A 15,034-nucleotide genomic window follows, 5' to 3' on the forward strand; every position below is an offset into this window, starting at 1 on the left:
GGGTGCGGGGTGCAGCCGGGGGTGCGACGACGGGGACGGAGTGCGCGGTGGCTCAGCTCACCTCGACCTCGCCCCGCTTCGCCTGCTTCCCGGCGACCGCGCGCAGCGCATCGGCGACGGCCGGCGCGACGCTCTGGTCGAACACGCTCGGCACGATGAACGACGGGTTCGGCTCGGCCACCACGTTCGCGATGGCCGCGGCGGCGGCCAGCATCATCTCGTCGGTGATGTCGTGCGCCTGGGCGTCGAGCAGGCCGCGGAACACGCCGGGGAAGGCCAGCACGTTGTTGATCTGGTTCGGGTAGTCCGAGCGGCCGGTCGCGACCACGGCGGCGTGCTGCATCGCGACCGTCGGGTCGACCTCCGGGTCCGGATTGGCCAACGCGAACACGATCGCGTCGGAGTTCATCGTCGCCAGCTCCTCGGCCCCGAACAGGTTCGGCGCGCTGACCCCGACGAACACGTCCGCACCGACCAGCGCGTCGGCGAGGGTGCCCTGCTTGCCCTCCTTGTTGGTCTGCGCCGCGATCGAGCGGAGGTTGTCGTCCATGTCCGGGCGGTCCGGGTGCACGATGCCGTCGACGTCGACCGCGACCACGTCCGCGGTCTCCTCGGAGCCGAGCAGCCGGATGATCGCCGAGCCGGCCGCGCCGACCCCGCAGACGACCACCCGCACGTCGGAGAACTTCTTGCCGACCACCCGCAGCGCGTTGCGCAGCGCGCCGAGCACGACGACGGCGGTGCCGTGCTGGTCGTCGTGGAAGACCGGGATGTCGAGCAGCTCGCGCAGCCGCGCCTCGATCTCGAAGCAGCGCGGGGCGGCGATGTCCTCCAGGTTGATCCCGCCGTAGCCGGGGGCGATCACCTGGACCGTGCGGATGATCTCCTCGGTGTCCTGGGTGTCCAGGCAGACCGGCCAGGCGTCGACACCGGCGAACTGCTTGAACAGTGCGGCCTTGCCCTCCATCACCGGCATCGCGGCGGCGGCGCCGATGTTGCCGAGCCCGAGCACCGCGGACCCGTCGGTGACCACCGCGACGGTGTTCCGCTTGATGGTCAGCCGGCGGGCGTCCTCCGGGTTGTCCGCGATCGCCATCGACACCCGCGCGACGCCCGGGGTGTAGGCGCGGGACAGGTCGTCACGGGTGCGCAGGTTGACCTTGGACCGCACCTCGATCTTGCCGCCGAGGTGCAGCAGGAAGGTGCGGTCGGAGACCTTGCGGACCGAGAAGCCGTCGAGCCCGTCGATCGCGGCCTTGATCTCCTCGACGTGCTCGGTGTTGCGGGCGTTGACCGAGATGTCGACGACCAGCGAGTCGGTCCGGGCCTCGACGACGTCGAATGCGGTGACCACGCCACCGACCAGGCCGACCGCGGCGGCAAGATCGCCGGCGGACGTGGGGCGGGCAGGGGCGTCGACGCGAGCGGTGATGGCGTAACCGGGACCGGGAATGGACACGGCCCGGAACAGTACCGCCGAGCGTGTGGTTACCGGCCGGTCGGCGCTGTGACGCCCGTCCGCCGTTCCGGGGTTGTGTTGATCGCGCCGCCGGGTGTGTGATCCAGGACACCTTCGGGAGGTGGTCGTGATGGCGGTCAGAGCGGATCGCGCACGCACCGGGACGTCCGCCGTCGCGGCGGTCACCGATCCGGCGCTGGTGCGCAACGTGGCGCTGGTGGGCCCGTCCGGCGCGGGGAAGACCACCCTGGCGGAGACGCTGCTGGTGCACGCCGGTGCGATCGGGCGGGCCGGATCGGTGACCGAGGGCACCACCGTCTGCGACCACGATCCGGCGGCGGTCCGCAGGCACCGGTCGGTGGGCCTGGCGCTCGCGCCGCTGCGCTGGGACGGCGTCACGGTCAACCTGCTCGACACCCCGGGCTACGGGGACTTCCGCGGCGGCATGCTGGCCGGGCTACGGGCCGCCGAGGCGGCGCTGTTCGTGCTCCCGGCGTCCGAGGGCCGCGACGGCGCCCTCGAACCGGGGACGGTGGCGCTCTGGGAGGAATGCGCGGGGATCCCGCGGGCGGTCGTGCTGACCCGCTGCGACGACGCCCGCGCCGACGTCGGGGCGACCCTGGCCGCCTGCCGGGCGGCGTTCGGCGCCGGCGTCGTCGCACTGCACCTGCCGGTCCGCGACGACGCCGGGACCACCACCGGCCTGCGCGACCTGCGCACCGCCGGGGACGACGCCGGGGCGGCGCTGATCGAGCAGGTCATCGAGCAGTCCGAGGACGAGGAGCTGCTGGAGAGCTACCTCGGTGGCGGCACCGTCGGGCCGGACGCGCTGCGCGGCGCGATGCGCACGGCGCTGCTCCGGGCGTCGTTCCATCCGGTCGTCGGGGTCTGCACGACCGGCGGGACCGGCCCTGGGCAGCTGCTGGACCTCCTCACCTCCGTCTTCCCGGCCCCGGTCGACCGGCCGCCGCCGGTCCCGTCCGATCCGGGGCGCGGGCCGCTGCGCGCCGACCCGGACGGCCCGCTGGTCGCCGAGGTCGTGCACACCGGCGCCGATCCGCACGTCGGGCGGATCTGCCTGGTCCGGGTGTTCTCCGGGACGCTGCGCCCGGACGGGCCGGTGCACCTCGGCGGCGCCGTCCCCGCCCCGCGGGAGAGCCCGGAGAACGCCCCGCGGGAGAGCACCCGCGAGTTCGACGGCCGGATCGGGCGCGTGCACTCACCGCTCGGCGCCCTGCTGCGCGAGACCACCGGTTGCGTCGCGGGCGACCTGTGCGCGGTCCCCCGGCTGGAGGCCGCCGTCGGCGACGTCCTGTCCGATCCGGCCGATCCGGTGCACCTGGCCGGCTGGCCGCGGCCCGAGCCGCTGTTCCCGGTCGCCGTCGAGGCGCGCGACCGCAGCGAGGAGGACGCCGTCGCCCGCGGCCTCACCCGGCTGGTCGCCACCGATCCGGGGCTGCGCCTGGAGCGCGACCCGGAGACCCGCCAGACTGTGCTGTGGTGCGCCGGCGAGGCGCACGCCGACGTGGCGCTCGGGCGGCTGCACGACGCCGGCGTCCGGGTCGACGTCGTCGACGTGCGGGTCCCGCTGCGCGCCACCCCGGCCCGGCCCGGGCGGGTCACCGGGCGGCACGTCAAGCAGTCCGGCGGGCACGGCCAGTTCGCGGTCTGCCACGTCGAGTTCGCCCCCGGCGAGCGGGGCTCCGGGCTGGTGTTCGGCTCGGCCGTGGTCGGCGGCGCCGTCCCCGGCCAGTACGTGCCGAGCGTCGAGAAGGGCATCCGCGCCCAGCTCGACCGAGGCCTGCCGGTCGTCGAGGGCGGCGACCCGCATCCGGTGGTCGACGTCGTCGCACGGCTGGTGGACGGCCGCGCGCACAGCGTCGACTCCTCCGACGCCGCCTTCCAGACGGCCGGTGCGCTGGCCGTGCGCGCGATGGCCGACGAGTGCGGGCTGGTCCTGCTCGAACCGGTCGACGAGGTCGCCGTCCGGGTCCGCGACGAGCACCTCGGCGCCGTCCTCGGCGACCTCTCGGCCCGCCGCGGACGGGTGCTGGCCACCGAGCCGTCCGGGGCGGGGCACACCGACGTGCGGGCCGAGGTGCCGCGCGCGGAGCTGCTGCGGCACGCCGTCGACCTGCGCTCGCTGACCGCGGGCACCGCCGTCGCCACAAGGCGGTTCGCCCGCTGGTCCGAGCGGCCCTGAACCACCGGGGCGGGGCCGCGGGTCAGGGCTCGTCGTCGGCGACCCGCGGGATCTGCCCGGTCGGGGCGTCGGCGACGGCGGTCTTGGCCGCCGAGTCGGTCGGCGCGGACGCCCCGAGCTCGGCCAGCGCGGCCTCGTTGCCGACGTCGTACCCGGCCCGTTCGGACAGCAGCCAGCGGACCTCGAGCAGGTCGCAGTAGGCCTGCACGTCCGAGCCGACCCGGCCGAGCGCCTCGTGCGCGGCGCGGGTGCCGGGGATCAGGCAGGTGTCCAGCCAGCTGCGCGCCGCGACCCGGTCGGGCACCTCGGACCCGGTGCGCCGGCACATCCAGTCCTGGTGCGCGCGCAGGTCGCCGAGCAGCACCTGGGCCTGCCCCTCCCCCACGTCCAGCCCGGTCAGCTTGCGCAGCTGGTCGCTGTGGAAGTTCCGGTCCCCGACGGCGATCTGCAGCCGCGCGCGGTCCCCGCCGACCGGCTGCAGGGACACCTCGTCGACGACGAACCCGAGCTCGTTCAGCTCGCGGATCGTGCCCTCGATCCGGTACCGGTCGCCGAACGCGAAGACCGGCGTGGCGTGCAGCACGTCCCAGAGCGCGCGATAGCGGTCCGGGAGCGCGTTCGCCTCGTCGATCAGCTGCGGGATGATTTCCGGCGGGCGTTCCAGCCGGGTCGCGAGGTCGATCATCCCGGCGGCCACGTTCTCCACCAGGATCATCAGGTCGTGCTCGCGCTGGCCGTCCGACAGCTCGGCATGGATCTCGCTGGTCTCGGCGTCGACCAGGTAGGCCTGCAGGGTCTGTCCGTCCCGCATGAACAGCGTGTTCGCCAGCGAGCAGTCGCCCCAGAACACGCCGTTGCGGTGCAGGTCGACCAGCAGCGAGATCATCCCGTCGAAGAGCCGGGCCCGCTGCCGGGGCTGGTTCGGCGGCAGCCGCATGATCAGCCGCCGGTACTGCCAGGAGCCCTGCAGGTAGCGGGTGACCAGCACCGCGGTGTCGTGCTCGGGCTGCAGCACCAGCCCGGCCGGGCGGACCGCGGGCAGGCACTCCTCCTCCAGGTACCGCAGCACCCCGTACTCGCGGCGGGCGATCCGCTCGGGCATGTCCTTGAGCGCCCACAGCTCGCCGTCGGCCTCGACGAAGCGGACCAGGTGCCGGCTCGGGCCGACGGCGATGTCGCGCAGCGGCACCTCGGTCGCCTGCCACTCGGCCAGCGGGCGGTCCCAGGGCAGCGCGAGCAGCCCCGGGCAGGGTGCCCGCAGGACCAGCTCCGGCAGCGCCGCCATCAGGGCGCTCCCGGCCCGGGCGGGCGGCCGCTGGTGCCGCGGATGACCAGCCGGGTCGGCACCGTCACGATCGGGTCCACCGGCTCGCCCGCGAGCCCGGCCAGCACCGTCCGGGCGGCCAGCTCGCCCTGTTCGGCGGCCGGCTGGGCGACCGTCGAGAGATCGGTGATCGCGGCCAGCGGATGGTCGTCGATCCCGATCACCGACACGTCCCCGGGGACCCGGTAGCCGGCCCGGCGCAGCGTCCGCAGCGCGCCGAGCGCGATCTCGTCGGAGTGCGCGTAGACCGCGGTCGGCGGGCGGGCCAGCCCGAGCAGCCCGCTCATCGCGCGGGCGCCGCACTCCGGGCTCCAGGTGACGGTGGCGGTCAGGTCCGGGTCCGGGTCGATCTCGGCGTCGGCGAGCGCCGCACGGTAGGCGGCCGACCGGCCTGCGGGCTGGGCGAGGTCGAGCTCCGGATCAGCGGCGACGATCATCCCGATCCGGCGGTGCCCCAAGTGCAACAGGTGGTCCATCGCCTGCCGGCCCGCGGCGTACTCGTCGATCGAAACCGACGGGTGCGACCCGACCCGGGTGCCCGCGGCGACGATGCCGACGCCGATCCGGTCCAGCCGCTCTCGTTCCCGCTCGTCGACGCCGAACCCGAGCAGCACGACGGCGTCCGCCCGGCGGCGGGCCGGCAGCTCGTCGAAGAAAGTCTGCCGGGCCGCGGGGTCGCCGAGCCGGTAGAGCAGCAGGTCCAGCCCGGCCGCGCGGAGCGCCCCGGACAGGCCCTCCAGCGCCGCGCCGAACCACCACCGGGCCAGGTGCGGCACGACGACGGCGACCCGGCCGGTGGTGCCGCGGGCCAGGCCGGTCGCGTCCGGCGAGGCGACGTACTCCAGGTCCCGTGCGGCCTGCCAGACGCGCTCCCGGGTCGCGGCCGCGACGTGCGGGTGGTCGCTCAGCGCGCGCGACGCGGTGGCCGACGAGACACCGGCCCGCCGGGCCACGTCCGCCAGGTTCACCGGTCCGGCCACGACCCCATGTATGGCGAATGCTGGAAGCGATTGCAACACGGTTCAGGCTCAGAATCGATTCCGAAGATCAGCTACTGACCGGGAATGACACGTGGTGGTAACCGTTCGGCTGTGAAGCTTGACACGATCGTGACAAGCCTCGAAAGTCTCTGACCGCAAACGCTTCCAGGACGGGTCGGCCCCGACCCGCCCTGGCCACGCCGAGCACTGGGGGTCGAGGTTGACCATGCGTCGCGCACGGTGGAGGAGGGGACTGGCCGCCGGTGTCGCCGCCGCCGCCCTCGCGGGCCTGGCCGGGTGCGGCGGCGCATCCGACGGCCCGCCGGTGCTCAACTGGTACATCAACCCGGACGACGGCGGGCAGGCCGAGATCGCGGCCGCCTGCACCGCCGACTCCGGCGGCGCATACCGGATCGCGGTGTCGGTGCTCCCCCGGCAGGCCGGCGAGCAGCGCCAGCAGCTCGTCCGGCGGCTCGCGGCGAACGACGCCTCGATCGACCTCATGAGCATCGACCCGCCCTACATCCCGGAGTTCGCCGAGGCCGGGTTCCTCGCCCCGGTGCCCGAGGACGTCGGCGCGCGCACCACCGAGGGCGTGGTGAACTCGGCGGTCGAGGGCGCCAGCTGGAACGGCGAGCTGGTCACCGTCCCGTTCTGGGCGAACACCCAGCTGCTCTGGTACCGCACGTCCCAGGTCGAGGCCACCGGGCTCGACATGGACGCCCCGATCACCTGGGACCAGATCATCGAGGCCGCCCAGCAGGGCGACAAGCAGATCGCCGCCCAGGGCGCGCGCGCCGAGTCGATGACGGTGTGGCTGAACGCGCTGGTCGAGTCGGGCGGCGGGGAGATCATCACCAACCCGTCGCCGGGTGACCCGGAGGGCATCGAGCTGGGGCTCGACTCCCCCGCCGCGACCAAGGCCGCCGAGATCATGCGGCAGGTCTCCCAGGTCGCCGGGCCGGGCTTCTCGACCGCGGACGAGGACCAGAACTCCAACGCCTTCCAGGGCGACGCGGCGATGTTCCAGGTGAACTGGCCGTTCGTCTGGGGCAAGGTCAACAGCGCCGTCGCCGACGGCAGCGTGGAGCAGTCGGTCGCCGACGACTTCGGCTGGGCGCTGTACCCGCAGACCGAGGCGGGCAGGCCGTCGGCGCCGCCGTACGGCGGGATCAACCTCGGGGTGGGCGCCTTCAGCCCGCACGTCGACCTGGCCTACCGGGCCGCCGAGTGCATCGTCTCCGAGGAGAACCAGAAGCAGTACATGCTGACCAACGGCAACCCGGCGGCGAAGGAGTCGGTGTTCACCGATCCCGAGGTGCTGGAGCAGTTCCCGATGGCGCCGCTGATCGAGCAGTCGCTGCAGCAGGCCAAGCCGCGGCCGCAGACCGCCTACTACAGCGAGGTCTCCGAGTCGATCCAGCGCAACTACCACCCGTCGGCCGGCATCGACCCGGCCACCGTCGGCCCCGCGACCGCCGAGCTGATCCGCGCGGTCCTGGCGAAGGAGCAGCTGCTGTGACGACGACGACGGAGCGGACCGGCACCGGGGGCGCCGTCCCCGCGTCACCGGCCGGCCCGGGCACCAGCGACAAGGCCCGTTCCGAGCAGCGGCTGGGCTGGATGCTCGCCGGCCCGGCGTTCGTGATCATGCTGCTGGTCACGGCGTACCCGATCGCCCAGGCCGTCTACTACTCGCTGTTCAACTACCGGCTGACCGACCCGGACAACATCTCGTTCATCGGGCTGAACAACTACGCGGTCATCCTCACCGACGAGATCTGGTGGATCTCGTTCGGCGTGACCGTGTTCATCACGGTGGTGACGGTCGCGATCGAGCTGGTGCTCGGCTTCGCGCTGGCGCTGGTGATGATGAACGCGCTCAAGGCGATCCGGCCGGTCCTGCGGGCCGCGATCCTGATCCCGTACGCGGTGATCACGGTCGTGTCGGCGTTCGCCTGGCAGTACGCGTTCTCGCTGGACTCCGGCTTCGTGAACTCCTGGTTCTCCTGGCTGCCCGGGGTGGCCGCGGACACCGACTGGTTCGGCGGCACCTGGTCGTCGCTGTTCGTGATCTGCCTGGCCGAGATCTGGAAGACGACGCCGTTCATCTCGCTGCTGCTGCTCGCCGGCCTCGCCCAGGTGCCGGACGTGCTGCAGGAGGCCGCCCGGGTGGACGGCGCCTCCTGGTGGCAGCGGATGTGGAAGGTGACCATCCCGAACATGAAGGCCGCCATCATGGTGGCCCTGCTGTTCCGGACGCTGGACGCCTTCCGGGTGTTCGACACCGTCTTCGTGATGACCGGCGGCGCGAACAACACCGAGACGGTGTCGTTCCTGGCCTACCGGCAGACGATCGCCCGGCTGGAGATCGGGCTCGGCTCCGCGGTGTCGGTGCTGCTGTTCCTGTCCGTCGTGGTGATCTGCGTCGGGTTCATCAAGGGCTTCAAGGTCGACCTGTCCCAGGCCCGAGGGGAGAAGTGATGTCCACCCGCGAGAGGGTCCTGTGGATCGTCGCCGGCATCGCGATCGTGATCTACGCGCTGTTCCCGGTCGGCTGGATCGTGTCGCTGTCGCTGAAGTCGTCGGCCGACATCGCCAACGGCCAGTTCCTGCCGACCGCCGTGTCCTGGGAGAACTACTCCCAGATCCTGGTCGGTGACGCGGCCGAGCTGTTCCTGCCCGCGCTGCGGAACTCCTTCGGCATCGTGCTGATCTCCACGTTCATCGCCTGCGTGCTGTCGATGTTCGCGGCGTACGCGATCGCCCGGCTGGACTTCCGGGGCAAGAAGCTGATCCTGTCCACCGCGCTCGCGGTGGCGATCTTCCCGGTCATCTCGATCGTCACGCCGCTGTACAACCTGTGGCGCCAGATCGGGCTCTATGACACCTGGCCCGGCCTGATCATCCCGTACCTGTCGCTGACGCTGCCGCTGTCGATCTGGACGATGTCGGCGTTCTTCCGGGAGATCCCGTGGGAGATGGAGCAGGCCGCGCAGGTCGACGGCGCGACCAGCTGGCAGGCGTTCCGCAAGGTGATCGTGCCGCTCGCGACGCCGGGCGTGTTCACCACGGCCATCCTGGCGTTCTTCATCGCCTGGAACGACTTCGCCTACGGCATCTCGCTCACCTCGACCGGGGCGGCCCGGCCGGTCCCGGCGGCGCTGGGACTGTTCTCCGGGGCGTCCCAGTTCGAGTCGCCGAACGGCCCGATCGCCGCGGCGGCGGTGATCGTGACCATCCCGGTCGTCGTGCTCGTGCTGATCTTCCAGCGGCGCATCGTCGCCGGTCTCACCAACGGCGCCGTCAAGGGCTGACCCGTACTTCTGCGAGAGAGAGGACCCGATCGGACATGGCGTCGATCGAGATGAAGAACATCGTCAAGAAGTACGGTGACGGCTACCCGGCGGTCAACGACGTGAGCATGGACATCGCCGACGGCGAGTTCATGATCCTCGTCGGCCCGTCCGGCTGCGGGAAGTCGACCCTGCTGCGGATGATCGTCGGCCTGGAGGACATCACCTCCGGCGACATGGTCATCGGCGGCACCCGGGTCAACGAGAAGGCCCCGCGGGACCGGAACCTGTCGATGGTGTTCCAGAACTACGCGCTCTACCCGCACCTGTCGGTCTTCGAGAACATCGCCTTCCCGCTGCGCCTGGCCAAGATGCCCGAGGAGGAGGTCCAGAAGAAGGTCAACGACGCCGCGGCCGTGCTGGAGCTGAACGAGCACCTGCAGCGCAAGCCGGCGAACCTCTCCGGCGGGCAGCGGCAGCGGGTCGCGATGGGCCGCGCGATCGTCCGCGACGCCGACGCGTTCCTGTTCGACGAGCCGCTGTCCAACCTCGACGCCAAGCTGCGCGGCCAGATGCGCACCGAGATCGCCCGGCTGCAGCGGCGGCTGGGCATCACCACCGTCTACGTCACGCACGACCAGACCGAGGCGATGACCCTCGGCGACCGGGTCTGCGTGCTGCGCAAGGGCGTCATCCAGCAGGTCGCCTCGCCGCGCGAGCTCTACGAGCAGCCGGTCAACCTGTTCGTCGCCGGGTTCATCGGCTCGCCACCGATGAACTTCCTGCCCGCCACGGTGTCGGAGTCCGCGCTCGACACCCCGTTCGGGAAGATCGAGCTGGACGCGGACCGTGCCGCGAAGGTGGCGGGCAAGGACCTGGTGCTCGTCGGGATCCGGCCCGAGTACTTCGAGGACGCGTCCCTGGTCGACGAGGCGAAGAAGCCGCTCGGCTCGACCTTCACCGCGCGGGTCGACGTGACCGAGTGGCTGGGCGACTCGCAGTTCGCCTACATCCCGTACGAGGCGCCCGCCGAGGTGGAGGCCAAGCTCAAGGAGCTGTCCCGCGAGCTCGACTCGGACCAGCTGCGCACCCAGGCGATCGTGTCGATCGACTCGACCAGCCGGATCCGGGAGGGCCGCGAGGCGGAGTTCTGGCTGGACACGCGCAAGATCCACGTCTTCGATCCGGAGTCCGGCGATAACCTCACCCGCGATCCCGAGGCCGGCGCCGAGCTGACCCGGATCGCCGCCGAGGACCGCGCCGAGCAGGTCGCGAACGCCCGGGAGGCGGCCCAGGCCTGACGGCTCACACCCCGTGGCCCCGGCTCACACCCGTCGCAGCAGGTGTGAGCCGGGGTCACGGGGTGTGTACCGGGCCGTCACCTCCTCGACGGGCTGCGCAGCTGCTGTTGGTAGCGGGTGTGCGCGACGCCGGTGAGGGTCTGCGCCATCACCGCGAACACGAAGCGCTGGCCCGGGTACGCGGCCAGCCAGGCCAGGCGTCCGGCCAGCCCGCGCGGGGTGAACCGCACGGTCTGCTCGTAGCGGCTGGTCAGCCGGCCGGTGGCGCGGACCCGCAGCTCCAGCCGCGCGACCCCGGGCAGCGGGGCGGCCGCGCGCAGCACCAGCCGCTCCCCCGGCTCCACCGACTCGATCACCCAGCGGTCCAGCGGCTCACCGGCGAGCAGCCGCGGCGGGCCGTCGGAGTGGCGGCGCGGCAGCCGGCCGCCGGCCAGCACGTCCAGGAAGCCGGTCACCGTCGCCACCCCGGGCACGGTGTACCAGCCGTGCTCGCCGCCGAGGGTCTCGATCACCGACCAGACCGCGTGCGCCGGCGCGTCCACGTCCTGCGCGTCGGTGCTGGCCCACTCGGCGGGGCCGCTGCCGGGCGGGTCGGACGGTCCCGGCCCGGCAGCGCCGACGCCGTCCAGGGCGCGGCGGACGGCCGTGCGGTAGGGCGTCCGGCCGCCCGGCGGGGCGCCGACCAGCGCGTCGAGGGCCGCCAGGTCGGCCGGGTCGCAGACCAGCTCGTGCCGCATCGACTCGACGAGCGGCCGGGCCAGCGCCCGGTCCACCGGGGTGAGCGCGGCGACCGCGCGCGCGGTGAGCCGGGGCGCCGACAGCGGGACCGGCAGCGGCAGCGGCCGGCGCAGACCGGCCTCGGCCGCGTACCCGCTCATCAGCGCGCGGTAGGTGAGCACGTCCGGCCCGCCGATGTCGAACGCCCGGTCCACCTCGGCGGGCAGCTCCAGGCAGCCGGCGACGGTGTGCAGGACGTCGTCCACCGCGACCGGCTGGATCCGGTTCCACAACCGGTCCGGCAGCGGCAGCACCAGCGGGCCGCCCATCGCGACGTCGGTCAGGTGCCGGATCATCTCGAAGCTCGCCGAGCCGGTCCCGACCACGATCCCGGCGCGCAGCACGGCGACCGGAACCGGCCCGTCGAGCAGGATGTCGCCGACCTCGCGGCGCGAGCTCAGGTGCCCGGAGACGGTGCCGGCGTCGTCGTCCGGCTGCAGCCCACCCAGGTAGACGATCCGCCGGACGCCCGCCGCGGCGGCGCCGTCGGCCAGCGCCCGGGCGGCGTCCCGGTCCCGGTCGGCGTAGCCGGGACCGTCCATCGCGTGCACCAGATGGACGACGGCGTCGACGCCCGTGCAGGCCGCACGCAGCGCCGCGGCGTCCGTCGCGTCGCCGGGGAGCACCTCGACCGCGTCCGCCCAGGCATGGACCTGGACCTTCGCGGGGGTGCGGGCGAGGACCCGGATCGCGTGGCCGTCGCCGAGCAGGCGCGGGACGAGGCGTGAACCGATGTAGCCGGTGGCGCCGACGACGAGGACGTGCATGGCGACGATCCTCGCCGCCGCGGGCCCGGGGCGCGCGGTGGGATGCGTCTCCCCGCGCGCTGCTCGTCCCGCGTCGAGTCGCACCCCCGGACCCGCCGAGATGCAGATCAGCGGGCGCCGGCCCCTCGCACGGGCCCGCTGATCTGCATCTCGGTGTGTCCGGCCGGTCGGTCAGTGCCCGCTCGGCGCGCGGGTCGCGGCGCCCTGCACCGGATCGCGGACGCCCTCGGTGATCCGCTCGCCCAGATCCTGGACGAGTCCCTCGGCGGCGCCGGTCGTCTCGGACTCGGGCAGCGAGTACTGGCGGACCCAGTCGACCTCCATCTTCGACGGCGCCACCTCGCCGTCGCCGTCCGGGAACCAGTCGAGCTGGATGCACAGGTGCATCGGGCCGGGCGGCAGGATCGAGGTGTCCTCGGTGCGCCACCACTCCTCGCCGTTGACGTAGGCGACGACGCTGTCCGGCGTCCACTCGACGGCCCAGTTGTTCCACTGCGTGCCGTCGATCTCGACCTCGCCCTGCACCTGGCTGTTGTCCTCGCCGTAGTGCAGGAACAGCTCGGTCGTCTGGCGGGTGTGGTCGGTCATCTCCATGAAGTCGATCTCGCCGCCGACCGGGAAGTCCTCCGCAGTGGGCCAGAGCAGCAGCAGGGCGTTGTACGTCGGATCCGACTCGGGCGCGCGGACGCGGCCCTCCCAGCGGCCGTACTTCTGGCTGTTCCCGGTCCACGCCATCCCGGCCGTGGTGCCGTCGGCGTCGCCGTCGATGGTGAGGATCCCGTTCTCGACCGAGGCAGCGGCCGGGGACCGGCTGCCCTCACCGGCGTGGCCGGGGCCGTCGTAGAGGTTCCAGCCGCTGAGCTCGGTGTCGAACTCGTCGACGTGGTCCGGCTCGCCCCAGCCGTGTGCGGTCGCGGCGCTGGTGTCCGCGCCGGCGTAGGCCCCGGGCTCGGCCGGGTCCGACGGGGTCGCGGGTGCGGCCGGGTCGTCGGGCGTGGCGGCCGGATCGCAGTCGGCCGGGTCGGTCGCCGGGTCGGTCGTGCCGCCCGGGGACACCGGGGCGCCGCCGGAACCCGCCGCGTCGTCTCCCGGACCCGGGTCGCCGCCCGGACCCGGCGCAGCCCCGGGACCGGTGGCACCGCCCGATCCGGGTCCGTCGCCCGGGGCCGGGTCGTCTCCCGGGCCGGGGGCGGCGTCGCCGGAACCGGAGCCGAAGTCGGAGCCGTCGCCCGAACCGGAGCCGGCATCCGGCCCCGGGCCGGAGTCACCGGAGCCGCCTGAACCGGTCCCGTCACCGGGGGCCCCGGGGGCGATCTCGGAGCCCGCTGCCCCGGCCGCGGAGGTACCGGTGCCGCCGGGCTTCCCCGTCCCGGCGGTACCGTCACTGCCTCCCGCGTCCGGGCCGGAACCCGCACCGGCCCCACCCGCAGCGGAGCCGGCATCCGGAGCAGAGCCCCCACCCGCAGCGGTCCCGGCATCCGCAGCCGAGCCGGCATCCGGAGCAGAGCCCCCACCCGCAGCGGTCCCGGCATCCGCAGCCGAGCCGGCATCCGGAGCGGAGCCGGCGCCCGGAGCGGTCCCGGCCGGGTCGCTGCCGGCCGGACCGGCGCCGGCACCCGGGGCCGGGCAGTCCACCGCGGCGACCGCTCCCGGGTGCGCCGCGGCCCCGGTGTCGGCGAACGCCGCCGCCGGCAGGCTGATCAGCATGGCCGCGGCGATCGCTGCGGCTCGCACAGAGCGTCCCATCAGGCTCCTCCGCCCCATCGGTCTCGTGATTCACCGAGGACGCTAGATGTCACACCGTCACCACGCGCACCGCTCTCACCACATCGAGTAGGCAACCCCGCCTGCGAGTGACCACGAAACGTGTCGGGATCGGACACGGGCCGCTTCCGAGGGACCGGATCGTTCACCCCGCCGTGGAGCCACGTCCCCCGGGTGCCGCACATGCGTCGAGCCCCGACCGGATCGACCGGGCGGGGCTCGACGGGACTGCTGCGGGCGGTGTTACCAGCCGCGGGAGGCGTAGCGCTGGTCCTCCGGGATGTCCGGGATGTTGATCCCGACCATCGCCTCGCCCAGGCCGCGGGACACCTTCGCGATCATGTCCGGGTCGTCGTGGAAGGTGGTGGCCTTCACGATCGCCGACGCGCGCTGTGCCGGGTCGCCGGACTTGAAGATGCCGGAACCGACGAACACGCCCTCGGCGCCGAGCTGCATCATCATCGCCGCGTCGGCCGGGGTGGCGATGCCGCCCGCGGTGAACAGCACGACCGGGAGCTTGCCGGTGCGGGCGACCTCGGCGACCAGCTCGACCGGGGCCCGCAGCTCCTTGGCCGCGATGTAGAGCTCGGCGGCGTCGAGCGAGGCGAGCCTGCCGATCTCGGACCGGATCGAGCGCATGTGCCGGGTGGCCTCGACGACGTTGCCGGTGCCGGCCTCGCCCTTGGACCGGATCATCGCCGCGCCCTCGGAGATCCGGCGGAGCGCCTCGCCGAGGTTCGTCGCGCCGCACACGAACGGCACGGTGAACGCCCACTTGTCGATGTGGTGCGCCTCGTCGGCCGGGGTGAGCACCTCGGACTCGTCGATGTAGTCGACACCTAGCGACTGGATGACCTGGGCCTCGACGAAGTGTCCGATCCGGGCCTTCGCCATCACCGGGATGGACACCGCCTCGACGATGCCGGCGATCATGTCCGGGTCGGACATCCGGGCCACACCGCCGTTCGCGCGGATGTCCGCGGGCACGCGCTCGAGGGCCATGACGGCCACGGCGCCGGCGTCCTCGGCGATCTTCGCCTGGTCCGGGGTGACCACGTCCATGATCACACCGCCCTTGAGCATCTCGGCCATGCCGCGCTTGACCCGCGCGGTGCCGTGCTGCGGACCGGCGTTCTCCGGGGTGTTATCAGCTGCGGACACGG

At 73.3% G+C, this 15,034-nt stretch carries 11 protein-coding genes; 5 read left to right on the top strand and 6 right to left on the bottom strand.

The window, feature by feature from the left end; genetic code table 11:
- Positions 1 to 52: 52 nt before the first annotated feature.
- Positions 53 to 1,459 carry an NAD-dependent malic enzyme gene (locus tag ACVJO7_RS03395; protein WP_491671673.1) on the bottom strand — a complete coding sequence of 469 codons (1,407 nt, stop codon included), beginning with the start codon at positions 1,457 to 1,459 and terminating at the stop codon, positions 53 to 55.
- Between the two features lie 130 nt (positions 1,460 to 1,589).
- On the opposite strand from ACVJO7_RS03395, the gene ACVJO7_RS03400 reads away from it, so the two are divergent.
- Positions 1,590 to 3,662, top strand: a complete 2,073-nt coding sequence (locus ACVJO7_RS03400; protein ID WP_491671674.1) for an elongation factor G — start codon at positions 1,590 to 1,592, stop codon at positions 3,660 to 3,662.
- Positions 3,663 to 3,684: 22 nt separating this feature from the next.
- On the opposite strand, the gene ACVJO7_RS03405 is transcribed toward ACVJO7_RS03400, so the two are convergent.
- Both ACVJO7_RS03405 and ACVJO7_RS03410 read right to left on the bottom strand, forming a co-directional pair.
- Positions 3,685 to 4,947, bottom strand: coding sequence for a DUF4032 domain-containing protein (locus ACVJO7_RS03405; protein ID WP_491671675.1), 1,263 nt, complete (start codon positions 4,945 to 4,947; stop codon positions 3,685 to 3,687).
- A complete protein-coding gene (locus ACVJO7_RS03410; protein WP_491671676.1) occupies positions 4,947 to 5,966 on the bottom strand; it encodes a LacI family DNA-binding transcriptional regulator in 1,020 nt (339 codons plus the stop codon). Before ACVJO7_RS03410 ends, ACVJO7_RS03405 begins: the two co-directional genes overlap by 1 nt.
- A gap of 226 nt (positions 5,967 to 6,192) precedes the next feature.
- Between ACVJO7_RS03410 and ACVJO7_RS03415 the strand changes: the two genes are divergently transcribed.
- From ACVJO7_RS03415 to ACVJO7_RS03430, 4 genes are read left to right on the top strand one after another with little or no spacing between them, the layout of a single operon-like run.
- Positions 6,193 to 7,488: an extracellular solute-binding protein gene (locus ACVJO7_RS03415; protein ID WP_491671677.1), complete on the top strand. Its 1,296-nt coding sequence runs from the start codon at positions 6,193 to 6,195 to the stop codon at positions 7,486 to 7,488.
- The gene (locus ACVJO7_RS03420; protein WP_491671678.1) at positions 7,485 to 8,450 is read left to right on the top strand and encodes a carbohydrate ABC transporter permease; all 966 of its coding nucleotides are present in this window, start codon (positions 7,485 to 7,487) and stop codon (positions 8,448 to 8,450) included. Before ACVJO7_RS03415 ends, ACVJO7_RS03420 begins: the two co-directional genes overlap by 4 nt.
- On the top strand, positions 8,450 to 9,283 hold the full coding sequence (locus tag ACVJO7_RS03425; RefSeq protein ID WP_344029886.1) for a carbohydrate ABC transporter permease: 834 nt from the start codon (positions 8,450 to 8,452) through the stop codon (positions 9,281 to 9,283). The genes ACVJO7_RS03420 and ACVJO7_RS03425 overlap by 1 nt, the downstream gene beginning before the upstream one ends.
- Before the next feature lie 35 nt (positions 9,284 to 9,318).
- Positions 9,319 to 10,563, top strand: coding sequence for an ABC transporter ATP-binding protein (locus tag ACVJO7_RS03430; RefSeq protein ID WP_491671679.1), 1,245 nt, complete (start codon positions 9,319 to 9,321; stop codon positions 10,561 to 10,563).
- A 77-nt stretch (positions 10,564 to 10,640) separates the two neighbouring features.
- On the opposite strand, the gene ACVJO7_RS03435 is transcribed toward ACVJO7_RS03430, so the two are convergent.
- From ACVJO7_RS03435 to pdxS, 3 genes are all read right to left on the bottom strand, one after another.
- The gene (locus ACVJO7_RS03435) at positions 10,641 to 12,107 is read right to left on the bottom strand and encodes a DUF2867 domain-containing protein (RefSeq protein WP_491671680.1); all 1,467 of its coding nucleotides are present in this window, start codon (positions 12,105 to 12,107) and stop codon (positions 10,641 to 10,643) included.
- A gap of 171 nt (positions 12,108 to 12,278) precedes the next feature.
- The gene (locus ACVJO7_RS03440; RefSeq protein ID WP_491671681.1) at positions 12,279 to 13,163 is read right to left on the bottom strand and encodes a glycoside hydrolase family 16 protein; all 885 of its coding nucleotides are present in this window, start codon (positions 13,161 to 13,163) and stop codon (positions 12,279 to 12,281) included.
- Between the two features lie 951 nt (positions 13,164 to 14,114).
- Positions 14,115 to 15,032 carry a pyridoxal 5'-phosphate synthase lyase subunit PdxS gene (gene pdxS, locus ACVJO7_RS03445; protein ID WP_358489229.1) on the bottom strand — a complete coding sequence of 306 codons (918 nt, stop codon included), beginning with the start codon at positions 15,030 to 15,032 and terminating at the stop codon, positions 14,115 to 14,117.
- Between the last annotated feature and the right edge of the window lie 2 nt (positions 15,033 to 15,034).

The organism is Pseudonocardia sp. DxW (genome assembly GCF_058448985.1).

Excerpts from the sequence above, each read along its gene's own strand:
- ACVJO7_RS03400 (WP_491671674.1), top strand. The coding sequence starts at position 1,590 with ATGGCGGTCAGAGCGGATCGCGCACGCACCGGGACGTCCGCCGTCGCG.
- ACVJO7_RS03405 (WP_491671675.1), bottom strand. The coding sequence starts at position 4,947 with ATGGCGGCGCTGCCGGAGCTGGTCCTGCGGGCACCCTGCCCGGGGCTG.
- ACVJO7_RS03415 (WP_491671677.1), top strand. The coding sequence starts at position 6,193 with ATGCGTCGCGCACGGTGGAGGAGGGGACTGGCCGCCGGTGTCGCCGCC.
- ACVJO7_RS03425 (WP_344029886.1), top strand. The coding sequence starts at position 8,450 with ATGTCCACCCGCGAGAGGGTCCTGTGGATCGTCGCCGGCATCGCGATC.
- ACVJO7_RS03430 (WP_491671679.1), top strand. The coding sequence starts at position 9,319 with ATGGCGTCGATCGAGATGAAGAACATCGTCAAGAAGTACGGTGACGGC.
- ACVJO7_RS03435 (WP_491671680.1), bottom strand. The coding sequence starts at position 12,107 with ATGCACGTCCTCGTCGTCGGCGCCACCGGCTACATCGGTTCACGCCTC.